The organism is Streptomyces sp. NPDC021115 (genome assembly GCF_044333065.1).
Classification (GTDB): domain Bacteria; phylum Actinomycetota; class Actinomycetes; order Streptomycetales; family Streptomycetaceae; genus Streptomyces.
In genome coordinates, this window is the sequence record NZ_JBIRQF010000003.1 from 123,432 (window position 1) to 146,267 (window position 22,836).

Annotated in this window: 22 protein-coding genes; 10 read left to right on the forward strand and 12 right to left on the reverse strand. The window is 71.2% G+C overall.

All coding sequences use genetic code 11. The features are described from left to right. Positions 1–10 precede the first annotated feature (10 nt). The 8 genes from ACH4TL_RS11045 to ACH4TL_RS11080 all read right to left on the reverse strand — a co-directional run bounded on the left by ACH4TL_RS11045 (position 11) and on the right by ACH4TL_RS11080 (position 8,662). A complete protein-coding gene (locus ACH4TL_RS11045; protein WP_398326327.1) occupies positions 11–622 on the reverse strand; it encodes an SGNH/GDSL hydrolase family protein in 612 nt (203 codons plus the stop codon). Between the two features lie 54 nt (positions 623–676). After that, positions 677–1,912, reverse strand: coding sequence for an NAD(P)/FAD-dependent oxidoreductase (locus tag ACH4TL_RS11050; RefSeq protein WP_398326330.1), 1,236 nt, complete (start codon positions 1,910–1,912; stop codon positions 677–679). Positions 1,913–2,125: 213 nt separating this feature from the next. Further along, positions 2,126–3,919 carry an AMP-dependent synthetase/ligase gene (locus ACH4TL_RS11055; protein WP_398326333.1) on the reverse strand — a complete coding sequence of 598 codons (1,794 nt, stop codon included), beginning with the start codon at positions 3,917–3,919 and terminating at the stop codon, positions 2,126–2,128. Between the two features lie 69 nt (positions 3,920–3,988). Continuing rightward, positions 3,989–4,930 (reverse strand): LysR family transcriptional regulator, encoded by a 942-nt coding sequence (locus ACH4TL_RS11060; protein WP_398326336.1) that lies wholly within the window; start codon positions 4,928–4,930, stop codon positions 3,989–3,991. Positions 4,931–5,038: 108 nt separating this feature from the next. Then, a complete protein-coding gene (locus tag ACH4TL_RS11065; RefSeq protein ID WP_398326339.1) occupies positions 5,039–5,665 on the reverse strand; it encodes an HAD family hydrolase in 627 nt (208 codons plus the stop codon). Between the two features lie 18 nt (positions 5,666–5,683). Further along, entirely contained in the window at positions 5,684–6,148 is a 465-nt protein-coding gene (locus ACH4TL_RS11070; protein ID WP_398326342.1) for a PaaI family thioesterase, read from the reverse strand. 25 nt (positions 6,149–6,173) lie between these two features. Continuing rightward, the gene (locus tag ACH4TL_RS11075; protein WP_398326345.1) at positions 6,174–7,394 is read right to left on the reverse strand and encodes a cytochrome P450; all 1,221 of its coding nucleotides are present in this window, start codon (positions 7,392–7,394) and stop codon (positions 6,174–6,176) included. Further along, positions 7,391–8,662, reverse strand: coding sequence for a cytochrome P450 (locus ACH4TL_RS11080; protein WP_398326347.1), 1,272 nt, complete (start codon positions 8,660–8,662; stop codon positions 7,391–7,393). Before ACH4TL_RS11080 ends, ACH4TL_RS11075 begins: the two co-directional genes overlap by 4 nt. Positions 8,663–8,941: 279 nt before the next feature. Between ACH4TL_RS11080 and ACH4TL_RS11085 the strand changes: the two genes are divergently transcribed. The 7 genes from ACH4TL_RS11085 to ACH4TL_RS11115 are packed head-to-tail and all read left to right on the forward strand — an operon-like array spanning position 8,942 to position 15,286. Beyond that, complete coding sequence (locus tag ACH4TL_RS11085) at positions 8,942–10,336, forward strand: FAD-dependent oxidoreductase (protein ID WP_398326350.1); 1,395 nt, start codon at positions 8,942–8,944, stop codon at positions 10,334–10,336. Then, positions 10,326–11,981, forward strand: coding sequence for a fatty acyl-AMP ligase (locus ACH4TL_RS11090; protein WP_398326353.1), 1,656 nt, complete (start codon positions 10,326–10,328; stop codon positions 11,979–11,981). Before ACH4TL_RS11085 ends, ACH4TL_RS11090 begins: the two co-directional genes overlap by 11 nt. Continuing rightward, the gene (locus ACH4TL_RS11095) at positions 11,978–12,808 is read left to right on the forward strand and encodes a ferritin-like domain-containing protein (RefSeq protein WP_398326356.1); all 831 of its coding nucleotides are present in this window, start codon (positions 11,978–11,980) and stop codon (positions 12,806–12,808) included. Before ACH4TL_RS11090 ends, ACH4TL_RS11095 begins: the two co-directional genes overlap by 4 nt. Positions 12,809–12,812: 4 nt before the next feature. Continuing rightward, the gene (locus tag ACH4TL_RS11100) at positions 12,813–13,277 is read left to right on the forward strand and encodes a PaaI family thioesterase (RefSeq protein WP_398326359.1); all 465 of its coding nucleotides are present in this window, start codon (positions 12,813–12,815) and stop codon (positions 13,275–13,277) included. 1 nt (position 13,278) lies between these two features. Continuing rightward, entirely contained in the window at positions 13,279–13,557 is a 279-nt protein-coding gene (locus ACH4TL_RS11105; RefSeq protein WP_398326361.1) for an acyl carrier protein, read from the forward strand. Then, positions 13,554–14,384 carry an SAM-dependent methyltransferase gene (locus ACH4TL_RS11110; RefSeq protein ID WP_398326364.1) on the forward strand — a complete coding sequence of 277 codons (831 nt, stop codon included), beginning with the start codon at positions 13,554–13,556 and terminating at the stop codon, positions 14,382–14,384. The genes ACH4TL_RS11105 and ACH4TL_RS11110 overlap by 4 nt, the downstream gene beginning before the upstream one ends. 26 nt (positions 14,385–14,410) lie before the next feature. Continuing rightward, positions 14,411–15,286 (forward strand): acyl-ACP desaturase, encoded by an 876-nt coding sequence (locus ACH4TL_RS11115; protein WP_398326367.1) that lies wholly within the window; start codon positions 14,411–14,413, stop codon positions 15,284–15,286. Between the two features lie 3 nt (positions 15,287–15,289). On the opposite strand, the gene ACH4TL_RS11120 is transcribed toward ACH4TL_RS11115, so the two are convergent. Continuing rightward, entirely contained in the window at positions 15,290–16,243 is a 954-nt protein-coding gene (locus tag ACH4TL_RS11120; protein ID WP_398326370.1) for a phosphotransferase family protein, read from the reverse strand. Positions 16,244–16,273: 30 nt separating this feature from the next. Further along, positions 16,274–17,200 carry an alpha/beta fold hydrolase gene (locus ACH4TL_RS11125; RefSeq protein ID WP_398326373.1) on the reverse strand — a complete coding sequence of 309 codons (927 nt, stop codon included), beginning with the start codon at positions 17,198–17,200 and terminating at the stop codon, positions 16,274–16,276. A 191-nt stretch (positions 17,201–17,391) separates the two neighbouring features. Between ACH4TL_RS11125 and ACH4TL_RS11130 the strand changes: the two genes are divergently transcribed. Further along, complete coding sequence (locus ACH4TL_RS11130; protein WP_398326376.1) at positions 17,392–17,982, forward strand: TetR/AcrR family transcriptional regulator; 591 nt, start codon at positions 17,392–17,394, stop codon at positions 17,980–17,982. A 191-nt stretch (positions 17,983–18,173) separates the two neighbouring features. Beyond that, on the forward strand, positions 18,174–18,695 hold the full coding sequence (locus ACH4TL_RS11135; protein ID WP_398326379.1) for a cupin domain-containing protein: 522 nt from the start codon (positions 18,174–18,176) through the stop codon (positions 18,693–18,695). A gap of 6 nt (positions 18,696–18,701) precedes the next feature. Here the strand turns inward: ACH4TL_RS11135 and ACH4TL_RS11140 are convergent, their stop codons facing one another. Further along, entirely contained in the window at positions 18,702–19,697 is a 996-nt protein-coding gene (locus ACH4TL_RS11140) for an MsnO8 family LLM class oxidoreductase (protein WP_398326382.1), read from the reverse strand. Positions 19,698–19,872: 175 nt separating this feature from the next. Between ACH4TL_RS11140 and helR the strand changes: the two genes are divergently transcribed. Continuing rightward, positions 19,873–22,056 carry an RNA polymerase recycling motor ATPase HelR gene (helR, locus tag ACH4TL_RS11145; RefSeq protein WP_398326436.1) on the forward strand — a complete coding sequence of 728 codons (2,184 nt, stop codon included), beginning with the start codon at positions 19,873–19,875 and terminating at the stop codon, positions 22,054–22,056. Here the strand turns inward: helR and ACH4TL_RS11150 are convergent. Then, positions 22,053–22,802 carry an AraC family transcriptional regulator gene (locus ACH4TL_RS11150; RefSeq protein WP_398326385.1) on the reverse strand — a complete coding sequence of 250 codons (750 nt, stop codon included), beginning with the start codon at positions 22,800–22,802 and terminating at the stop codon, positions 22,053–22,055. The two genes, helR and ACH4TL_RS11150, sit on opposite strands and share 4 nt — an antisense overlap. Positions 22,803–22,836 lie beyond the last annotated feature (34 nt).

Here is a 22,836-nt window from a genome sequence, read left to right on the forward strand (position 1 = left end):
GGGGCCGCGGTCAGGCGGCTTGCAGACCGGTCATGCCGGTGGTGCGGGAGAACAGTTCGGCCATGGAGTCGGCGAACCGCTGGTGGCCGAGCGGGCTGGGGTGCAGACCGTCCCCGGACCAGAGCGCGGGGTCGCGCCACTCCGGCAGCCTGCCGATGTCCAGGCAGAGCGTGCCGGTGGCGCGGGTGATGTCGTACAGCGCCGCGTTCGCCTCGGCGAAGCGCTCGCGCATCTGGGCGCGGAAGCGCTCGGGCAGCGGCAGGTTGGCGGGGATGTCGGGGTAGCTCGCGGTCAGGACGGTGGTGTCGGCGCCCGCCAGCGAGCTGAAGATGGTGTGCAGGTTGCGCCGGAAGCGGGTCCGCTCGTAGTCGCCGATCAGGTCGTTGACCCCGACGACGACCCCGGTCAGCGGGGCCTTGTTGACGAGCGCGCGGCGCAGCTGGCCGTCCACCACCGCCTGGGTGGTGGCGCCGTGCACACCGAGGTTCAGCACGGTCTTGCGCGGCAGGTTCAGCCCGCCCGCGAACCGGGAGACCCAGCCGCGGAAGCCGTCACCGGGCGCCGGGTCGCCCCTGCCCTCCACGAAGCTGTCGCCGAGCACGGTGAGCCGGATCGTCGGCACGGGGATGTCCTCTCGGTCATCCGGCCGGCGGTCCGGCCGGGGGTGGGGTGTGGGTCAGGGCTGGGTGAGCAGGCGCTTGTCCCGCGGGAAGCCGACCTCTTCGTAGAGGGCTTCGAGGTTCCGGGGCGCGAAGAACTCGTCGCCGTGGATGCCGCCCGCGATGAGGCCGAAGAACTTCGCGGTGTACGAGGGGCTCTGGCTGGCCGCGCGGAACACCGAGTCGTGGTACGGGGTCAGGGACAGCTCGGCCAGGCTGCACGTCAGCTCGAAGGTGCCGTTGCTCTGCTCGTCGCGCAGCTTGACGTACTCCGCGAGCGCGGCGTCCATGGGGCGCTGCCCGGACAGCCCGAGGTGCAGCTGCTCGGCGAGGAGTTCGCCGTACTTGAAGGCGTCGGTGATGCCCCAGCCGGTGAAGGGGTCCTTGTGGTAACCGGCGTCGCCGACCAGCGCCCAGCCCGGGCCGTGCGAGGCGCGGTAGTAGTTGTCCGGGTAGCGCATCGGCCGGAAGTTCTCGGTGCGCACCCCGCTGTCCCGCAGCTCCTCGCCGAGGTCGGGTGCGACCTGGTCGTACACCTCCTGGAAGCTGCCCTCCACATCGCGCCGGAACGCGCCGAAGCGGTCGTTCCTGCGCATGACGGCCAGCAGGTTCTGCCCGTCGTTGGTGGGCCAGGTGCCGATCTGCTGCTGGCCGAAGGCGGTGCGGTGGTGCATGCCCCAGTCCAGGCCGTCGTAGTACGAGTAGTAGACGAAGCAGGCGGCCGGGACGCGGCGGTAGATCTCGGCGCCCACCTTGTCGGCCACCACCGAGTTGCGGCCGTCGGCGCCGACCGTGACGGTGGCGCGGAACTCCCGCTCCGGGCCCTCGCCCTCACGGCCCTTGACCCCGGTCACCCGGTCGCCGTCGAACAGCACATCGGTGACCGTGAACCCCTCGATCACCTCGGCACCGGCCTCCCGGGCGGCGTCGACGAGGATGGCGTCCAGCACCGTGCGGCGCGGGCAGTACACGGCGTCGATGCCGTCGATCGGGTCGGCGAACCCGGCGATGTCGATGCCGGTGTACGAGAAGTTCAGCCGCCGGATCGGCGGAACCCCGCTGGCGACGACCCGGTCGAGCAGTCCCCACGACTTAAGCCGGGACAGCCCCGCCTGGTGGATGTAGTGGGTGGAGACGGTGTCGCTGGGGAACGTGGACCGCTCCAGCACCAGGACCCGGTGACCCTGCCGGGCGAGCAGCATGGCCAGTGGTGAACCGGCACAGCGCGCGCCCACAACAATGACGTCATACATAAGAGATCGCTCCAGTGGTGATGTCGGCACAAGCGATTCTGTCGACCGCCGGAAAATGCGGTCAACGTCAACAGCGGGAACCCATCATTCGATTAGCTGGAGCAATGAAGACGGGCGGGGAATCGGGGCGGAGAGAAGAATTGGAAACGCCGGGGAAATGAATGCGCCGCATAACGGGGTGCGTTGTTGCGGCGCGGTTCACCGGACGGACATTCAGCTCTGCCGGGCCGCTTCGTAGAGCGCTTCGACATCGTCGGCGAAGGCTTTCTCGATGGCCGCCCGGCGCAGTTTCATCGACGGCGTCAGCAGCCCGGCCTCCACGGTGAAGTCGCCCTCGACCACCCGGAAGCGCCGGATCGACTCGGCCCGGGACACCAGGGAGTTGGCGTCGGCGACGGCCGTCTCGACCTCGGCGAGCAGCGCGGGGTGCCCGGTCCACCCGGCGCCGTCGTGCGCGGGCTCCCGGTCGGCGGTCCACTTCGCCAGCGCCGCCCCGTCCACGGTGATCAGGGCGGTGACATAACTGCGGCCCTCACCGACGACCATGCAGTTGCTCACCAGCGGATGCAGCCGGACGCGGTCCTCCAGCGGGGTGGGGGAGACGTTCTTGCCGCCGCTGGTCACCAGGATCTCCTTGGCCCGCCCGGTGATGATCAGGTAGCCGTCGTCGTCCAGCCGCCCGAGGTCGCCGGTGTGCAGCCACGGCCGCTCGCCGCCGCCGGCCCGGGTGCCCGCGGCGCCCGTCCGCTTGCGGCCCTTCGGCCAGTAGCCGGGCGACACATTGGCGCCGCGCACCAGCACCTCGCCGTCCTCGGCGATGGCCACGGTGGTGCCCGGGATCGGCCGCCCGACCGTGCCCATCCGGTTGGTGTCGGGCGCGTTGACGGTGACCGCGGTCGCCGCCTCGGTCAGCCCGTAGCAGTTGAGGATGGTGACGCCGATCCCGGCGTAGAAGGCCGCGGTGGTCTCGTCCAGTGACGCGCCGCCCGAGATCACATACCGGAAGCGGCCGCCGAAGCTCTCCCGCAGCCGCTCGTACACGTCCCCGTCCAGGGCCTGGTACTCCATGGCCAGCGCGGGGTCGACGGCCTCCCCGCGGGCCTCGGCCAGGCCCATCGCGATGGCGGTCTCCTCCGCCGCGGGGTCCACCAGGGCGCGGCTGCCCTTGCGGATCTTCTCCAGCGCGTACGGCACCAGGGCGAGGAACGTCGGCCGGAGCACTGGGAGTTCGGCCAGCAGCTCCGGGACGCCGGGTACCAGCGCGGTCCGGGTGCCGCCGCACAGGCAGGACAGCATCAGGGTCCGGCCGAAGACATGGGACAGCGGCAGCGCGAGCACCGTGGCCGCCTGCCCGGCCGACGGGTCCTGGGCCGCACGCCGGAACAGCCAGCCGGTCTGTTCCACGGTGTTGGCCGACGAGGCGTACATGTTGCGGTGGGTGAGCACGCAGCCCTTGGGCAGGCCGGTGGTGCCGCTGGTGTAGACGATCGTGGCCGGGGCGTCGGCGGTGACCCGGGCGCGGCGCTCCCGCAGCTCCTCCTCGCGGCCGGTGACCTTCCACTGGTCCACCTCGGCCAGCAGCCATACGCCCTTGGCCCCGGCCGCCTCCAGCCGCTCCCGGTCCTCGGGGGTCTCGGCGAAGTACCAGGCCGCGCCCGAGTCGGTGAGGACGTGGCGGATCTGATGCCCGGAGGCGGTGGGGTAGACCGGTACGGTGACCGCGCCGATGCTGAGGACGGCGTAGTCGGCCAGGACCCATTCAAAGGAATTTCGGCCGAGTATCGCTACGCGGTCACCGGAGCGGACGCCTTGCGCGAGCAGGGCCCGGGCCGCCGAATTCACCTGTTCGGTGAATTCCAGGATACTGATGTCCTGCCATCCGGTTTCGGTCTTCCGGAGCAGCGCGATACGGTCCGGGTCGGTGGCGGCAGCGCTGTCCAGAACGTGGAACAGGCCGTGTTCGTCGGGGAGGTCGAGACCATTCCTGGAATGCGAAATTGTCGTCACGTGAAAAAATTCTCGATGACCCGCCGAGGGTCGGCAACGCGTATTTTGTGAACGGGCAGTTGGGGTTTCCTATCGCAGCAGCTTGGACTCGCCGCGGACCAGCCCCGGGGCGTCGAACGGCCGGACCGCCTCGACGGAGTCCAGGAACGCCTCGACCAGCGGGTTGTCGTCCGAGGCGCGCCACACCGCGCACAGGTCGATCATCGGCACCGGGTCGTACAGCTGCACCACCGCAGGACGGATGCCACCGCTGCCCGAACCGACCGACAGCCCGCGCGACATGGAGGCGAAACCCACCAGTGGTTTGATGGACACCACGATCGCCGTCGCCCCCGGATCGTTCAGGGTGTGCGCCACGTTGAGGGTGATCCCGCAGCGCTGCGCCGCCGCCAGGATCGCGTCGTACATCGCCGGACACTGCTCGCGGGCGAACAGGATGCACGCGTGGTGCGCCACTTCGGCGAACGGCACCCCCGGCCGCCCGGCCCACCGGTGCCCCTGGCCGACCACCGCGACCAGCGGCACCTGGAGCAGCCGCCGGTAGCGGAACTCGGAGGTGACCGGGTGTCCGTACACCAGCGCCACGTCCAGATCGCCCGTGGCCAGGGCGCGCAGCTGCGGCCCGGTCCGCTTCTCGCACAGCCCGACCGTGACATCGGGGAACTCGGCGCTCATCTTGGCCAGCGTCGAGGGCAGCACATGCTGACCGGCCGGGAAGTTGTAGCCGATGTTGATCGACCCGGTCCGCCCGGCAGCCGCCTCCCGGGCGGTGTGTGTCGCCTTGTCGACCTGGGCGACGATCGTCCGGGCCTGCACCTCGAACGCCCGCCCCGCCTCGGTCAGCCGCACCTCGTGCGAGGTCCGGGCGACCAGTTCGACGCCCAGGGACTTCTCCAGTCGTTGCAGTTGCTGGCTGAGCGAGGGCTGGGTGAGGTGCAACTTCGCCGCCGCACGCCCGAAATGCAGCTCTTCAGTAATCGCCAGGAAGGACATCAGGTGTCTGAATTCCATCGCGGCCTCCGCACGCAAGGTATGGCCGACATGCTGATGGTCCCGGACGAACCTGCGGTGAATCGTACTTGGCAGTATCCGGGCGACCTGGCATGGGCTTGGCCGCCCTCACCCTCCGAGCAGCGCGTCCAGCGCCGCCAGCGTGCTGCCGTTGTCCCGGTGCCGGACGGCCCGCCAGCCGCGCGCCTCGGCGGCGGCGCAGTTGGCCTCCGTGTCGTCGATCAGCAGACACTCTTCCGGGGTGGAGCCGAACGCCTCCTCGGCGAGCCGGTAGATCTCCGGCTGCGGTTTGCGCAGCCCCGTCTCATGCGACTTGATGACCCGCTCGAACACGCTCTGATCAGGGAGGATCGCGGTCCGGTGGACCTCCCACTCGCGCACGCTGTTGGTGAGCATGCCCAGCCGGAACCCTCGCCCCCGCAGGGCCACCAGCGCGTCGTGGAGCTCCCGGTTGAGCGGCCGGTCCGCGTACCAGAAGTCGCCGAAGTCGCCCAGATCGACGCGCGGCACATACGCCGGTGCCAGCTCCTCGGTGAGCCTTCTGCCCCACTCCCGCTGCGAGATCAGCCCGCGCTCCAGCGGCTCCAGCAGGTCCGTACCGTCCCGGGCGGCCAACCGCCGAATTCCGGCCAGCAGCTCGGACACCGGGACCCCGGCCGCGTCGGCCACCTGCCGCAGCGCGAGGCCGACCGGCGGGGTCAGCACCCCGCCGAAGTCGGCCCATACCACCGTCACCTCGGACACTCCGCCGCCTCAGCCGAAGGACTGCACCAGGCAGGTGCAGTTGCCGTGTGCCACCAGCTTGTCCTGCGCGTTGTACACCCGCGCCTCGGCGGTGGCGGTACGCCGCCCCACATGCACCGTCCGCGCCTCGCAGCGCAGCTCGCCGTCGTCCAGCGCGACCGGGCGGACGAAGTTCACCTTGAGTTCAAGGGTGGTGTAGAGGGTGGCGTCCGGCAGCGCGGTGAACACCGAGCTGCCCATCGCGGTGTCCATCAGCGTCGACAGCACCCCGCCGTGCACCGTCAGCATGGCGTTCGCCTGCGCGGGGCCCGGCTTGAGGGTGTACACCGCCCGCCCCTCGGCCAGCTCGGCGCACATCACACCGAGCGAGTCACCGACCCCGATGCCCTCGGCCATGCCCTTCTCCAGCAGCGCGGTCAGCTCACTGATACGGCGCTCCACCGGGGTGGCGGGCTCCTGCGTCCGGGATGTCACTGCATACCTCCTGGGTGTTCGTGCGTCAGCCGGCCAGCCGGACCGGCAGCCGGGCCGGGCCCCGCATCGAGACGCTGGGCCGGTAGTCGGGCTCTTCGGTCAGCACGGCGAACTCCGGGGCGCGTTCGCACAGCCGCCGCAGGGTGATCTCGCTCTCCAGCCGGGCCATCGGCGCCCCCAGACAGAAGTGCGGACCGTGGCTGAACGCCAGCTGCCGCCGCGGGGCGCCGCCGCTCCCGGCGAACCGCAGCACATCGAGGGTGTCCGGCTCCGCGAACACCTCCGGGTCGCGGTTGGCCGACCCCAGCAGCAGCACCACCCCGGTGCCGCGCGGCATCTCCCGCCCGGCCAGCGTGGTGTCGCGCATCGCCACCCGGGTCGGGAACGGCACCGGGGTGTCGTAGCGCAGGAACTCCTCGACGGCGTCCGCCACCAGCCCCGGATCCTTCCGCAAGCGCTCGCGCTGCGCCGGGGTGCGGTGCAGGGACAGGGCCGCGCTCGCGATCAGGTTCATCGTCGTCTCGTGTCCGGCGATCAGCAGCAGCACGCCGATGTCCGCGATCTCCTGCGCGGTCAGCCGGTTTCCGCTCTCCTCGACGGCCACCAGCTCGCTGAGCAGATCCTCGCCGGGCGCCGTGCGCCGCGCCTCGATGAGGTCGTGGAAATAGCCGTCGAACGCGCGCACCGCCACCTGCCGCGCCGTCTTCTCCTCCGCGCTGAGCACCGCGTCCGGGTCGAGCCCCCGGCTGATGTCGCCCGTCCAGGCGCCGAAGAGCTCCCGGTCGGCGGCGGGCACCCCCAGCAGCTCACAGATGGTGATCAGCGGGACGGGATACGCCAGCGCCTGGACGAGGTCGACCTCACCGGCCTCCAGCGCCGCGTCCAGCAGCGTGTCCACGGTACGGGCGATACGCGGCCGCAGCGCCGCCACCGCCCGGCTGGTGAACGCCTTGGCCACCAGCGAGCGCAGCCGCCCGTGCTCCGGCGGGTCGAGCAGCAGAAACGAACCGGGCAGCTGGGACACGTCCACCCCGGGCCGGAACGGATTGATGCCCGCGGTGTAGCCGTGCCCCCAGTCCGGGTCGGCCAGCACCGCCGCACAGTCCTCGTAACCCGGCACCAGATGGATGCCGAACCCGGTGTCGTGCACCCGGCCGGTCTCCCGCAGCCGCCGGTACGCGTCGAAGGGGTTCGCCCGCAGCTCCGGCCGGAAGACATCCAGCTCGGCGGGGAGCGTCCCGGTCACGACGACGCCCCGAACCGCACCGGCAGCGCCGAGAGCCCGCGGACGACCAGATTCGGCTTGTACGGCGGCTCGTCCGTCAGCGACTCCATGGTGCCGACCCGGCGGATCAGCTCGTTCAGCAGGATCTCCATCTCCAGCATCGCCAGCGGCGCGCCCAGGCAGTAGTGGATGCCGAGGCTGAAGCCCAGATGGCGGGGCGGCGGCGCGGCGCGGTCGTGGAAGCGCGCCACGTCCAGCCGCTCCGGGTCGCGGTAGACCTCCGGGTCGCGGTTGGCCGCGGCGATGTGGACGACCACGCCCTCGCCCTCCTCGACGCGCTGCCCGCCCAGGGTCATCGGGTGCTTGGCGGACCGCGTGGTCAGCTGCACCGGGGGCTCGTACCGCAGCAGCTCGTCCACCGCGCTCGGCACGTACTCCGGGTGCTCCCGCAGCAGCGCCATCTGGTCCGGGTTGCGCATCAGCGCCAGCAGCCCGCTGCCGACCAGGTTGACGGTCGTCTCATGACCGGCCACCAGGGTGGTGACACACGTGGTCAGCAGCTCCGTCTCGGTCAGCACATCGCCGCGGTCCTCCACCGCCGCCAGCGCGCTCAGCAGATCGTCGGCGGGCTCGGCCCGGCGCCGGTCGATCAGCTCACGGAAGTACCGCATGAACTCGCGCGACGCGGTGCTCCGCGCGGCGTGCGCCTCCGGCGTCATCAGCACATCCGGGTCGAAGCCGCGCGCCAGATCCTGCGACCACAGCTGCGCCGCCTTGTGGTCCGCCGCCGGTACGCCCACCAGCTCGCACACCACCGTGAGCGGCAGCGGATACGCGATCAGGTCGATCAGGTCGAACTCCCCGGCTTCCAGCGCCGCGTCCACCAGCCCGGTCGCCAACTGCTCGATCCGCGGCCGCAGCGCCGCCACCGTGCGCGGCGTGAACGCCTTGGACACCAGCGTCCGCAACCGGGTGTGGTCCGGCGGGTCCATCCACAGGAACGAGGTCGGCAGCTCCTCCGCCGCGTCCTCGGCCGACACGCTCGGATGCAGCTGGCCCGCCTCGTCGGCGTGGCTCCAGTCGTTGCTCTGCAACACCGAGGCGCACTCCGCATAGCGCGTCAGCAGATGCAGCCCCAGCGGAGTGCGGTGCACCGGACCGGCTTCCCGCAATATCCGGGCCGGGGTATAGGGGTCGGCACGCTGGGTGGGCAGAAAGAGATCGGCCATCGCGACATCGGTCGCGGACGGCTCGGCCGGTGTCTCGCCGCTGTCGGTCGCAGTGTCCACTGAGGAGTCATCTCCCGCCGGTTGCCGCAAAAGCCCGGCCGGTTCCGTAGAACGTCGCGCTTCCGCGGAACGCGCTCCGGAACGCCGGGCCGATCGATGCGCGCCACACTCCTGGCGCCAGGTGAATTCGCCCTGAATCCATGCCGACGAATGAGCGGTGCGGGCACCTGCCAATGACGCGATAGGCAATTCCCCGAGCGCATTGCTTCCCCGTCGCACATCCGGCGAGATTTGTTTCCGCCCCCACCGGAGAACGCCAGGACGAGAAAGGGCCGGAGCATGTCGGAACGCCGTGCGGTGGTGATCGGCGCGAGCATCGCCGGGCTGCTGGCCGCCCGGGTGCTCGCGGACTCCTTCGACCGCGTCGTGCTCATCGAGCGCGACGACAGCCCCGGCACCGGCTGGCGCCGGGGCGCCCCGCAGAGCAGGCATCTGCACGGGCTGATGGAGCGCGGCCGCCAGATCATGGAGGAGCTGTACCCGGGCCTGACCGAACAGCTCGCGGCGGCCGGCGCGCCCACCACCGAGGTGCTGCGCGAATCGCGCTGGTACCTCTCCGGGCTGCGGGTGCACCCGGCCTCCACCGGCCTGACCACGCTGCTGGCCAGCAGGCCGATGCTGGAGGGCGCCATCCGTGAGCGGACCGTGCGGCTGCCCGGCGTCCATCTGCTGACCGGCCGCACCGTGACCGGTCTTGTGACGGCGGAACAGGAGGCTCCGGCGGGGGCGGCCGGGGGAGGGCGGCCCGGCCGGATCACCGGCGTCCGCCTCGCGGCGCCGGGCAACTCAAACGGCATGGACGGTGGGGACGTGCTCCACGCCAGCCTGGTCGTGGACGCCACCGGACGCGCCTCCCGCGCCCCCGACTGGCTCGTCGCGCTCGGCCATGAACGCCCCGCCGAGGAGCGCGTCGACGTCGACCTCGGGTACGCCTCCCGTACGTACCGGCGCCGGCCCCGCCACCTCGACGGCGACCTCGCCGTCGTCGTCTCCACCATGCCCGGATGGCGCGGCGGCGGGGCCATCACCCTGGAGGGCGACCGCTGGCACGTCACCCTCGCCGGGATGCTCGGCGACCATCCGCCCACCGACCACGCCGGGTTCGAGGCGTTCGCCGCCACCCTTCCGGTCAGCGACGTCCATGACATCGTCCGGGACGCCGAGCCGCTGGACGACCCGGTGCCGCACCGCTTCCGCGGCTCGCTGCGCCGCCGTTACGACCGTATCGCCGCGCCCCCCGCCGGGTTCCTCGTCCTCGGCGACGCCTTCACCAGCTTCAACCCGCTCTACGCCCAGGGCATGACCGTCGCCGCGCAGCAGGCCCTCGTCCTCCGCGACCGGTTGCGCGCCGACGGCCCCGGCGGGCCCGACCCGGTCCGCTTCCACCGCGAGGTCGCCGCCGTGGTCGACATCGCCTGGCAGATGTCCACCGGTTCCGATCTGCGCTACCCCGGCGTCGTCGGGCCGCGCACCCCGCGGTCCCGCCTCGTCAGCGCCTACGCCGCCCGCGCCCAAGTGGCCGCGCATCGGGACCCGGAGGTCGCCCGCACCTTCATGCGCGTCGCCAACCTCACCCTCCCCCCGACCGCGCTGCTCACCCCGCCCACCCTGCTGCGGGTGCTGCGGTCCGGTACGCACCCCGCCCCGACCCGAGGTGATCGCAGTGACGTTTGACGGGTTCCCCGGCCTGACCGCCGCGTTCGACGAGGCCGCCGCCCGCAACCCCGGCCAGACCCTCTCCTTCCCCAGCGACCCCGGCGAGAACGACCGCCTCACCTACGCCGGACTGGCCGACTCCTCCCGGCGGATGGCCGCGGCCCTGCTGGCCGAGGGCGCCACCGAGGGCGACACCATCGGCATCCTCTGCCCGAACGGGGCCGCGTTCCTCCAGGGCCTGCTCGCCTCCGCCCGGATCGGCGCCGCGGCCTGCCCGCTTCCGCTGCCGATCGTCCTGCGCGACATCGAGGGCTATCTGCGGCGCACCCAGCGCATCGTCGACACCGCAGGGCTCAGCCATCTGGTCACGGTCCCCGCGATGCGCGTCGTGACCGACCGCCTCACCGGCCCCCGCGTCCTCGACGCGGCCGGGCTCGTCGCCGCGGGCGGCCCCGGCCAGCTGCCGCGGCCGAGCACCGCACACCCGGCCGTCATCCAGTTCACCTCGGGCAGCACGTTCGCCCCCAAGGGCGTCGTCATCAGCCACGCCAATGTGCTGTCCTGCGCCGACTCGATCACCTCCGCGATCGCCCTCGGGCCCGGCGACGGCTGGGGCAGCTGGCTGCCGCTCTTCCACGACATGGGCCTGTTCGGCACGCTCACCGGCCTGTTCCACGGGCTCCCGGTCACCGTCTGGTCGCCGACCGCCTTCGTCCGCAGCCCCCGGCGCTGGCTGAAGGAGTTCCTCCGTACGCCCTCCACGATCAACGCCATGCCGAACTTCGGCTTCGACCAGCTCGTGGAGGCGGTACCCGCAGAGGAGGTGCCGTCGCTGGACATGTCGCGCTGGCGCGTGGCGTTCAACGGTGCCGAATCCATCTCCGTCGCGTCCGTCCGCGACTTCCTCGGCCACTTCGCCCCGGCCGGATTCCGGCCCGCCGCGATGACCCCGGCGTTCGGGATGGCCGAGGCCACGCTGCTGGTCACCCTGCCGCCGCTGGGCCGGGAGCCGGTGGTCGAGTGGGTCGACCGCACGGCCCTCTCCGACGACCGTACGGCGGTGCCGCGGTCCGAGAACGATCCCGGTGTGCGCGGCATCGTCGCGCTCGGCCGGGCCGCGCCCGGCATGAGTGTCCGCGTGGCCTCACCGGAAGTCGACCGGGCGCTGCCGGACGGCACGGTCGGCGAGATCCAGGTCCGCGGCCCCTCCGTGACCAGCGGTTATCTCGGCGGTGTGGACGATCCGTTCACCGCTGACGGCTGGCTGCGCACCGGGGACCTCGGCTACCGGCGCGACGGCGAGCTGTTCTTCACCGGCCGCTCCAAGGAAATGATCACCGTCCGCGGGGCCAACATCTATCCGCTCGACATCGAATCCGTCGCCCGCACGGTCCCCGGCCTCTACCAGGGGCGCTGTGTCGCGTTCGCGCTCACCGAGGACAGCGAACACGAACAGATCGTGCTGTGCGCCGAAACCCGGCTGACCGAGCCCGCGGAAAAGGACCGGCTCGCCCGGGAAATCCTCGCCCGCTGCACCTCGGTGCTCGGACTGCCCCAGCTGAATGTCCAACTCGTCGCCGCACGGTCGATTCCCCGCACCACCAGCGGAAAGCTCCAGCGGCTCGGCATGCGGGACCACCTGATCGCGAAGGCGAATTCATGACCATTCACGCACCGGACAATGCGCCGGACATGGACCGGATGCACAGTCTCGGAGTCTTCCGGCACTACGACAGAAGCCATTGGCGGCTGGCGGAACTGCCCCTCGGCGAGGTGGACCGCTCCCTGGTCAAGCCCGAGTACATCACCCTGGTGAAGAGCGCCGTGATGGGCGAGTCCAATGTCATCGCCGCGGTGCACGGATTTCTCAACGAGTTCGCGGACGACTACGACTTCTCGGCGTTCGCGGTGATCTGGGGCTATCAGGAGGTCCAGCACCACTTCGCGTTCACCTCCTGGCTCCAGGCCGTCGGTGAACACGTCGACAACCGGGCGGTGGCGGCCATGCGCGCCCCGTACGACCCGGGCTCCACCCCGTCCGCGACGCTCGCCACGAACATCATCTCCGAGCTGACCGTCAACCACGTCTACCGGGCCGTCTCCGCGTGGGTCGAGGAGCCCGCGCTGAAGGACCTGCTGCTGCGCGCCAGCCGCGACGAGGCCGGACACGCCAAGGAGTTCCGCCACTTCGCGGCCCAGCGCCTCGCGCGGCATCCGCAGGAGACCGCCTCGGTGCTGGAGACGCTGTACTTCTACACCTCCGACGACCGCATCAAGCATCCGGTCGGGGTGTTCAAGTCCGGGCTCGCCGAACTCGGCGACACCGAGACCATCGACACCGGCTTCGCGCTCTTCCTCGACGCGGTGGCCGACCAGGGCGAACTGGACGCGCTCCAGGGGAAGATCCGCCGTACGTTCTCCTCGCTCACCGGCTACGACCTCTCCTCCAACCGCGCCGTGCGGCGCGCCATCGCGACGGCGCTGGGATGAGCCGATGAGCGCGCCCGCGCGGGACGCCGAGGCGGATGACGACGCCGTACCGCTGCCGTGGTCCGGCCGCGCCGACCACCACTGCTTCGGCTGCGCACCCGCCAACCCCCGTGGCCTGTCCCTCACCTTCGAGCGGACCGGCGACCGGCTCGGCACCACGTTCGCGCTGGACCACCACTACGAGTCCTACCCGGGCGTCGTACACGGCGGCATCCTCGGCCTCATCTGCGACGAGACGATGGGCAACCTCGTCGTCCTGCGGCTGGGCGTCCCGGCGCTGACCACCTCGATGCGGATGCGCTACCTCGGCGTCGTCGCCGTCGGCCACCGCTACCGGTGCGTCGCCGAGGCCGCCGAGGCCACCAACGGACTGATCACCGCCCGCGCCGACGTGCTCGACGAGCACGGCACCCCGGTGGCCACCGCCACCGCGCACTACCGACCCCACCAGCACGCCGTGGAGGCATGACATGACCAGCAGCACCGACACCACCACCCGCGCCGACGTCACCCGTACGGTCACCGAGGTCGTCGCCGAGATCCTCGGCCGCCCCGTGGACGGGCTGAGCCCCGACGCCGACCTGCGCGGCGTCGAGGGCGCCGACTCCATCAAGGTCGTGCGCATCATCGCCAAGATCGAGCAGACCTTCGACATCGAGCTGGAGGACGACGAGATCTTCGGCGTCAACACCATCCGCGAGGTCGTGGCGCTGGTCGAGCGGGCGACCGCGCGGGAGCGGCGGGCATGACCGTCGCCGCCACCAACCAGCACTACGACCTCGACCCGGAGATCTTCGCGCGGTTCCTCGACCCGCTGCGCAAGTACTCCTCCGCGCTGTTCGCCTCCCCCGACGACACCCTGGAGCAGGCCCAGCGCCGCAAGCTGGCATGGGTCGCCGAGCAGCTCGGGGTGACCGGGGGCGAGCGGATCCTGGACGCGGGCTGCGGCTGGGGTGCCCTGCCGCTGTTCATGGCCGAGGAGTACGGCTGCCGCACGGTCGGCATCAGCCCGGCGCCCCGCCAGCACGCCTACATCCGCGAGCGTGTCGCCGCACGCGGCCTCGGGGCCCTGGTGCACACCGAAACCACGGCCTTCGAGGTGTACGAGCCCGAGCCCGGCGGATTCGACGCCGTCACCCTGCTCGGCTCCGTCGTGCACATGGACGGCCTGGACGAGGTGTTCGCGAAGATCCGCCGGGCGCTGCGGCGCGGCGGGACGCTGTATCTGTCCGAGAGCTGCTTCCGCAGCGAGGCCGTCCGCCGCACGTTCGACGAACGCCCCGGCACCGATTTCATCCGCCACGGCATCTTCGGCTCCGGCGAGCTGCGCCCGCTGTCCGAACTCGTCGCCGCCGCGGAGGGAGCGGGCCTGTCCATCCGCGCGGTGCACGACCTCACCGCCGACTACCACCGCACCATCGAGTGCTGGACGGCGAACGTGACGGCCGCCACCCAGGATCTGGAAGAGCACCGCGAGGGCCTGACCGAGCAGCTGCTGCGGTATCTGGAGACCGCCAACGCGGGCTGGGGATACACCACCAAGCACTACGCCCTGGTCTGCCGCAAGTCGCGCTGACAGCGCCTTGCGCGAGGAGGAACGCCATGACCGCCACCAGGACCGCCTGCGCCGACGCGGGCGTACTGCCCGCCGACGCCATCGCCCGCGCCGTCGGCCACTACTTCACCGGCGCCGCCCAGGCCCGGCCGTGGAGCGTCGAATCCGGCCTCGACTGGGACCTCGCCGACGCCAACCGGCTCTCCGAGGGAGAGCGCTCCGCGGTCGAGTTCATCACCCTCATCGAGGACCACCTCCCGGGCTACTTCTCGCTCTACACCGAGCACTTCCCCGTCGACGGCTCCGTACCGCCCGAGGTCTACGCCCACAACCGCGAGCTGTACCACTTCACCATCCGCTGGGCGTACGAGGAGGACACCCACGCCCGCGCCCTCACCCGCTACCAGGAGACCTCCGGCATGGGCGACGCGGCCTCCGTGCGCGACAGCCTCATCGTCCCCGGCCAGTCCCGCTTCGAGCTGCCCTACGGCCACCCCGTGCAGTTCTTCGCGTACGCCCTCGTCCAGGAGAAGGCCACCCAGATCTACTACCAGCAGCTGCGCGCCGTGGTCGACGACCCGGTCCTCGCCCAGGTCCTGACCCGTCTGAGCCGCGACGAGGCCCGCCACTTCACCTTCATGGCCGACGTCGTCACGTCCTACCTGCGCGCCTACGGCGACGCCGTGGTCGAGCCGATCCGAGAGGTCGTCGCGGGCTTCCGCATGCCCCTCTCCGACACCATCCGCGGCTACTGGCGCTGGGCCCTGAAGATCGCCGACACCGCCTCCTACGACCACACCGACGCCTACGAACACCTGATCAAGGTCATCAACCGGGCCGTCGACACCCCTCGCAGCCAACGCGTCGACACCCTCCTCGACTTCATCACCTCCTGCCGCACCCTGCGCCCGGCGGTGAGCTGAGCGTCAGCGGTCGAACCGGCGCAGGAGTTCGCCGAGGTAGTCCTCCAGCCTGCTGGTGAGCAGTTCCGGCGTCAGATCCTCGCGTCCCAGCTCCTGCCACGGGCCGGCGACCTTCTCGGCGTCCGGAGCGAACCCGAGCGCGTCCAGCACACGCCAGTACAGGTGCGCCGCGGGGTCCTCGTCCAACACGCCGCCGGAAGCCCGATAGCGCTCGGCGAACCGCATGCCCTCCTGGGCGCCGTAGAGGAGGGCGTGGGCCGTGGAGCAGTGCGCCACGTCCAGATCGGCCGGTCCCCAGGACGTCTCCACCCAGTCGACAACACCGGTGATCTCCAGCCCGGAGCCGTGTCCGGAGAAGAGCACATTGCCGGGGTGGAAATCCCGGTGCAGGAAACAGGGCTGGTAGGCAGGGGGATCGCGGCGGATGATGTCCACAGCGCGCCGCCACACGTCCGGCCGCCCGGTGGACTCGGGCAGGCGCACGAGTTCCGGTGACGTCCACGCCTCGTAGACGCGCGGCCGGGTCGCGGCGGGGACCCGTACGCGGTGGATGGCGAGCAACTGGCGCGCCAGCAGCTCGGCCCGCGGTCCCGCTTCCTCCTCGTCCAGCCGCACGGTGCCGGGCAGCAGCGACATCAGCAAGGACGGGTGGTCGCAGTGTGCCGCCGTCGCGTCGACCCCCTTGAAGGCGGCCACCGGCACATCCGTCTCCGCGAGCAGACGCAGGATGTCCGCCTCGCGAGTGAGCAACCCCTCCGCGGCCTGGGCGAAGAAGGGCTTGATGAACGATCTCAGCACGAGCCACCGCGGTGTTCCGGGACCGCTGATGCGCAGACGCCGCATCTCCGAGGTCCACCCGCCCCGCAGCCGTTCGACCCCCTCGACCCGGCACCCTCCGCCCACCCGCCGTTCCACCCAGGCACGTGTCCCGACGGCCACACCCTCATGCGCATCCATGCCGCACAACCTAGCGGGGCGTGAGCGGCGTCAGCCGCCGCCGGTGATGAAGTCGGATATCGCGGCAGCGACGGCTTCGGGCTGCTCGTCGGGGATGAAGTGCCCGGCGCCAGGCACGATGGCTCCGGTGGTGCGGTCGGCCCATGGGCTGATGGAGGCCGCCATGTCCGGGATGGAGCCGTGGCTGCTGGATATTCCGAGGACGGGCACGGCCAGGTGCTTCCGGCTGAGCGCTTGGTGGTTCTTGCGCGCCGACTCGGCGGCGTCCCGGTAGTAGGCGAGGGAGGCGCGGAGGCCGCCGTCGGCGGCGAGGGCCGCTGCGTAGTGGTCGAGGTCGGTGTCGTCGAATGTGCCGGGAGCGAGGGCCTTCACCTTCAGGAACCAGCCGACGTACTCCCGTTCGCGGCCGGCGAGCAGGGCCTCGGGCAGGTCGGGCACGAGGTGGAACGCGAAGTGCCAGGTCTTCCACGCCCGGGCCGGGTCGGTGGGAATCGTTTCCGGGAGGGTGATGCCGGGGATTCCGGCGTCGAGCAGGGCGACCCCGCGCAGTTGGCTTTCGTAGTTGAGGGCGAGGGAGAAGGCCACCCAAGCGCCGATGTCGTGGGCGGCCAGCCAGTAGTTCGGCACGCCGAGTGCCCTTACGGCGGCGTGGACGTGGGCGGCGACCGAGTGGGTGTCGTAGCTGCGCTCCGGGCGCTCGGAGTGGCCCTGGCCCGGCAGGTCGATCGCGATGACGCGGAACCGGTCGGCGAGGCTGGGCATGACCTTTCGCCAGGCCCGCCAGGTTTGCGGGAACCCGGCGAGCAGGACGACAGCCGGTCCGGTCGGCTGGCCGCCCTCGACCGCATGAAGGCGGATGCCGTCTGCGTCGACCCAGCGGTGGGTGAATCCGGCCAGGTCGTGCAGGGGCAGGTCGCGGACGGGGCTGCCTTGGGAGGCGGTCATCGGATCCTCCATCGGTGTGGGGGGTGTGCTGGTCTCCGGCGGTTCGCCCGAGGGCCGGGGCAGTGGCGGCGAGCACGCCGCTGGCGAGAAACGAGCCCGGTCACGAGCATGCCCGAAAGCTAACATATCTTGAACCGATCAGTTCAAGATGGAATGATGGGCAGCATCCGGACGACCGACACGCACCGGCAAGGAAGTGCCACGTGGCAGGCAAGAAGCAGTTCGACATGGACGCGGCGCTCGACGCCGCGATGATCCAGTTCTGGCGCGCCGGCTACGCCGACACCTCAGTCGACGACTTGTCCCGGGCAACCGGCCTGAACCGCAGCTCGATCTACTCCTCGCTCGGCGACAAGGACAGGCTGTTCCTGCGCTGCCTGGATCGCTACGCCGCGCGCTACGGCGACAAGTACGACGCCGCCCTGTCGTGTGCGGCCACCGAGCCCCTTGCGGCTGTGCGCGCGTTCTTCGACGTCACCCTCGAGCGCATCGCCGATCCCGAACTGCCCGATGGATGCCTGATCGCCCAGTCGGCCATGGCGATTCCCGTGCTGAGCCCGGCCGTCGCGGCGCACGCCAGGCAGGCGCTCGGCTTCCAGCGCCTGCGCCTGCGCGCCGCGCTGAAGGCCGGCCGAGTGACCGACCAGGACGCCGAGGCCTTCGCTGTACACGCGGCGGCAGTGAACCAGTCTCTCGCCGTCATGAGCAGAGCCGGGGCGAGCCCGGTGCAGCTCCTGGCCGTAGTGGACGTGACCGTTGACGCGCTCTCGCAGACGTTGCGCGCGCGCAACTAGGCCGCAGGCACCGCGCGGGCGCGCCAGCACGCCGCTGGCGCAGGGCGGCGGCAGGCCCAGGAGCAGGCGGGACACGGGCCTAGGTCCCCGGCCCTCGGCCCGTGCGGATTCAAGATCATCCGTCCGCCCGATGCCACCTTTTCGCTGCGGAAGCCACCATGAGGGTGGAGATCCGCCGAGAGGAGCGCATCATGTCGTACCCGGAAGACCTGGAGTACCCGCAGCCCCGGTACCACGGCACCAGGGGCGAGGTGAACGCGGTCTTTCGCCGGGCCGACACCCCGCCGGACCTCACCTCGCCCGGTGGCGGCGCCACCCATTACCTCGCCACCAACGAATCCACCGGTGGCGAATTCGGCCTGTACAAAGTGGAGTTGGGTGCGCGGGCCGCCGGTGCCAAGACACACTTCCACAAGGCGGTGTCGGAGTCCTTCTACATCCTCTCCGGCGAACTGGAGCTGTACAACGGCGACAAGTGGGTCACGGGCCGCGAGGGCGACTTCCTGTACGTACCGGTCGGCGGACTGCACGCCTTCAAGAACGTGACCGACGAGCCCACGTCCATGCTCCTGCTCTTCTCACCGGGCGCCCCGCGCGAGGAGTACTTCGAGCGGGTCGCGGAGATGTCGCGGCGCGGCGGCGAGGAACTCAAGCGGTTCCGCATCCGGCACGACAGCTACTTCGTGGAGGACTTCGAGCCCGGGGAGGAGTAGCCCCGATCAGGGCTGTGGTGTCCTCGACGGCGTGGTGGCGTGGCGCATGACGAGTTCGTACGAGCGCAGGCGGGCCGCCAGCGCGTAGACGGGGGTGGCGAGCATCAGCTCGTCCGCGCCGGTCGCGTCCGCCACGTCCGTGAGGCGGCGTACGACGGTCTCGGGCGTGCCGTACGCCTGTTGGGCGCCGAAGGCCGCGAGCGCCTGTCGCTCCTCCGCCGTGAAGGGGTGCGCGGCCGCCTCGGTGGGTGAGGGGAACGGGGCCTCGCTGTGGCCCTTGAGCAGTCCGGCCTTGACGACGTTCATCGGTCCGGCCAGCCGCAGCGCCTCCTCCTCGGTCTCGGCGCAGACCGTTTCCACGCACACCAGCACCCGGGGCCGTGCACACCATGCGGAGGGGGTGAAGTGGGCCCGGTAGTGGCCGAGCGCGGCGAGGGTGTTGTCGGGGCGGATGTGGTGGGCGAAGGCGAGGGGCAGGCCGAGTTCCGCGGCCAGCGCGGCACCGGCGGTGCTGGAGGCCAGCAGCCACGGTTCGGGGAGCGTACCGAGCGCCACCTCGTCGACCAGGAACCGCAGCGTCGCGGCCACGTCGTCCCGGTACTCGTCGTCCGTCGTCGGTCCGGCGCCGCGCCGCAGTGCCCGGGCGGTGGACGCGTCGAAGGTGCCGGGGCCGCGGCCGATGCCCAGATCGATCCGGTCGGGGTGGAGCGCGGCGAGGGTGCCGAACTGTTCGGCCAGCATGATGGGGGCGTGGTTGGGGGCGAGCACGCCCCCGGAGCCCAGCCGGACCGCCGACGTCGACGCGGCGGCGTGCGCGGTGAGGACGACGGGCGGGAACGCGCCGATGGCGGGGGAGTGGTGGTGTTCGGCGTACCAGAGCCGCCGATAGCCGAGGGCGTCGAGGCGCTGAGCGAAGGCGGTGGTGTCACGTAACGTGTCCACGGCCCGCGTACCGGTCTGGACCATGGCGACTTCGAGCGCGGAGAGCGGTAACTCCATCATGCGGTCAGCATAAGCAGTCGCGTAAGGGCCCGAATACGCGTCAGGCAAGGAGTGCGTCCACTCCTTGCCACTCTCAAGGTATAGCGCACAGGGGGCCTTGCCGCAAGGCCCCCACCATGCCGCACAATCTGTCGGCCGAAGCCAGGACCTGTGGAAACGGAGTCGCGACGTGCGTGTGTTGTTGTCGGAACCTGGGGCGAGCGGACCCACCAGCGCGTTCGATCTCCCCGACCGCCTCTTGCCCAAGGCCGACCCGGCGCTGATCGCCGGGGACGAGCGGCACTTCGCGGCCATCGCGGAGTGCCTGGAGCAGTCGATCGCCGAACTGTCCGCCGCCCTCGACGCCGCGCGCAAGGCGCCCGGCGGCATCGGCAGACAGGCGATGGACCGGGACACGGAGATCCACCGGCTGACCGCCCGCCTGCGCGCGCTGCGCCGCTTCGGCCTGGATCTGTGCCTGGGACGCATGGTCGGCGAGGGCGACGCCGAGCCCGTGTACGTCGGACGGCTCGGCCTCAAGGACAGCGCGGGCCGTCAGCTGCTGCTCGACTGGCGTTCCCCCGCGGCCGAGCCGTTCTTCGGGGCCACCCACGCCAACCCCATGGGGCTGGTCAGCCGCCGCAGATATCGCTGGACCCTCGGCCGGATCAGCGACTACTGGGACGAGGTGTTCACCTCGGACGGATTCGCGGGGCATGCCGCGCTGGACGACCAGTCCGCCTTCATCGCCAGCCTCGGCGGCAACCGGTCGCCCCGGATGCGCGACGTCCTCGGCACCATCCAGGCCGATCAGGACGCCATCATCCGGGCGGGATCCCGGGGCGCGCTCGTCGTGGACGGCGGCCCGGGCACGGGGAAGACCGTGGTGGCCCTGCACCGCTCCGCGTACCTCGTGTACTCCGACCCGCGTCTCGCCCACCACCGCCGGGGCGGTGTGCTGTTCGTCGGTCCGCATCAGCCGTATCTGGCGTACGTCTCCGACGTCCTGCCGAGCCTCGGCGAGGAGGGCGTGCAGATCTGCACCCTGCGGGATCTCGTCGCCGAGGGAGCCGGGGCGGCGGTCGAGGCCGACCCGGAGGTGGCCCGGCTGAAGGCGTCAGCGGACCTGGTGAAGGCGATCGAGAAGGCCGTCAGGTTCTACGAGGAGCCGCCCACCGAGGGCATGACGGTCACGACCGACTGGGCCGGCATCCCGCTGAGCGCGGCCGATTGGGCGGAGGCGTTCGACGCACCGGAGCCGGGCACTCCGCACAACGAGGCGCGCGAGCAGATCTGGGCGGAACTGGCCGCCATCCTGCGGGACAAACTCGACACGCCCGACGACGAGATCTCGCCCGAGGTCTTCCTGAGGTCGCTGCGGCACGACGAAGAGCTGGTCACCACCCTTAACCGGGCATGGCCGCTGATCGAGGCGGCCGACCTCGTCGGCGACCTGTGGTCCGTACCCGCCTATCTGCGGATGTGCGCCCCCTGGCTCGGCCCCGACGAGGTGCGCGCGCTGCGGCGCAAGGAGGCTCCCCAGGCGTGGACGGTGTCCGACCTGCCGCTGCTGGACGCGGCGCGGCAGCGGCTCGGCGACCCGGAGGCGGACCGGCGCCAGCGCCGCCGCCAGGCCGCCGTGGCCGCCGAACGCGAGCGCATGGACGCGGTCGTGGACAACCTGATGGAGGCCGCGGACGACGAGTACGGGGTCGGCCTGGTGACGATGCTGCGCGGCGAGGACTTCCAGGACAGCCTGGTCGACGACACCGCGCTGCCCAGTACGGACCCGGACCTGCTCGCCGGTCCGTTCGCGCACATCGTCGTGGACGAGGCCCAGGAACTGACCGACGCCGAGTGGCAGATGCTGCTGCTGCGCTGCCCGTCCCGCAGCTTCACCATCGTCGGGGACCGCGCCCAGGCCCGGCACGGTTTCACGGAGTCGTGGCGGGAACGGCTGGAGCGGGTCGGGCTCGACCGGATCAACCTGGCCTCCCTGAGCATCAACTACCGGACGCCGGAAGAGGTCATGGCGGAGGCCGAGCCGGTCATCCGGACCGCGCTCCCGGACGCCAACGTGCCGACGTCCATCCGCGGCAGCGGCGTCCCCGTCACCCACGGCTCCGTCGCGGATCTGCACACGATCCTCGACACCTGGCTCACCGCCCACGCCGAGGGCATCGCCTGCGTCATCGGCGATCCGTCCTTCCGGGCGACACCCCGTGTCCGGTCGCTGACCCCAGAGCTGTCGAAGGGGCTCGAATTCGATCTGGTCGTGCTCGTGGACCCGGAGAAGTTCGGCGAGGGCATCGAGGGAGCGGTCGACCGCTACGTGGCGATGACCCGGGCGACGCGCCAGCTCGTCATCCTCACCAGCTAGCCGTGCGCGGGCTGATGTGTCCCCGGCGTGTGCCCGAACGTACGGCGGAACACATCGATGAACGCGCTGGCGGACGACCAGCCGCAGCGGTGCGCCACGGTGGTCACCGGAAGGCCGTCGGCGAGCAGCACCAGCGCGTGATACAGGCGCAGTTGGGTGCGCCACTGCGGAAACGTCATGCCGAGGTCGGCCTTGAAGTGGCGGGAGAGCGTGCGATCGCTGGCGCCGACCTCCCTGCCCAGCGCGGCCAGCGTGCGTCCGTCGGCGGGATTTTCGCGCAGGGCCGCGCACACCGCCTTCAGCAGCGGGGTGGTCGGGGTGGGCAGGTGCAGGGGCTGCTGCGGCGATGCCCGCAACTGGTCGAGCAGCACGGCCCGCAGCCGCCCGCGCTCGGGACTCCCGTCGCGCGGTGTGCGCGTGTAGGTGAGGATCAGCTCACGGAGGAGGGGGCCGACCGCCAGCACGGTCGGCTCGTCAAGACCGAGCGGATTGTCGCTCGCGTCCAGGCCGACCAGGTGCAGTGCGAGTTCGCCGTGCGCCTGGTGGGCGTGCACGGTGCCGGCCGGTACCCAGATGGCGCGTGTGCCCGGGGCGATCCAGGTGCCGGTGCTGGTGGTCACGGCCAGCACGCCCCGCCCCGCGTAGACGATCTGGTGGTCGTCGTGGCGGTGGGCGTCGATGGCGGCTCCGGGCGCCAGCCACTGGGTGCGGGTCGGCGCCACCGGCTCATGGCGGACTTTCGTCATGCCATGGCAGTTTATCGGAAGCACGACAGACTGT

Coding starts and splice junctions, on each gene's coding strand:
- ACH4TL_RS11150 (WP_398326385.1), bottom strand. CDS start 22,802: ATGACGAAAGTCCGCCATGAGCCGGTGGCGCCGACCCGCACCCAGTGG.
- ACH4TL_RS11125 (WP_398326373.1), bottom strand. CDS start 17,200: ATGGAGGATCCGATGACCGCCTCCCAAGGCAGCCCCGTCCGCGACCTG.
- ACH4TL_RS11110 (WP_398326364.1), top strand. CDS start 13,554: ATGACCGTCGCCGCCACCAACCAGCACTACGACCTCGACCCGGAGATC.
- ACH4TL_RS11115 (WP_398326367.1), top strand. CDS start 14,411: ATGACCGCCACCAGGACCGCCTGCGCCGACGCGGGCGTACTGCCCGCC.
- ACH4TL_RS11060 (WP_398326336.1), bottom strand. CDS start 4,930: ATGGAATTCAGACACCTGATGTCCTTCCTGGCGATTACTGAAGAGCTG.
- ACH4TL_RS11085 (WP_398326350.1), top strand. CDS start 8,942: ATGTCGGAACGCCGTGCGGTGGTGATCGGCGCGAGCATCGCCGGGCTG.
- ACH4TL_RS11095 (WP_398326356.1), top strand. CDS start 11,978: ATGACCATTCACGCACCGGACAATGCGCCGGACATGGACCGGATGCAC.
- ACH4TL_RS11050 (WP_398326330.1), bottom strand. CDS start 1,912: ATGTATGACGTCATTGTTGTGGGCGCGCGCTGTGCCGGTTCACCACTG.
- ACH4TL_RS11140 (WP_398326382.1), bottom strand. CDS start 19,697: ATGATGGAGTTACCGCTCTCCGCGCTCGAAGTCGCCATGGTCCAGACC.
- ACH4TL_RS11100 (WP_398326359.1), top strand. CDS start 12,813: ATGAGCGCGCCCGCGCGGGACGCCGAGGCGGATGACGACGCCGTACCG.
- ACH4TL_RS11135 (WP_398326379.1), top strand. CDS start 18,174: ATGTCGTACCCGGAAGACCTGGAGTACCCGCAGCCCCGGTACCACGGC.
- ACH4TL_RS11105 (WP_398326361.1), top strand. CDS start 13,279: ATGACCAGCAGCACCGACACCACCACCCGCGCCGACGTCACCCGTACG.
- ACH4TL_RS11120 (WP_398326370.1), bottom strand. CDS start 16,243: ATGGATGCGCATGAGGGTGTGGCCGTCGGGACACGTGCCTGGGTGGAA.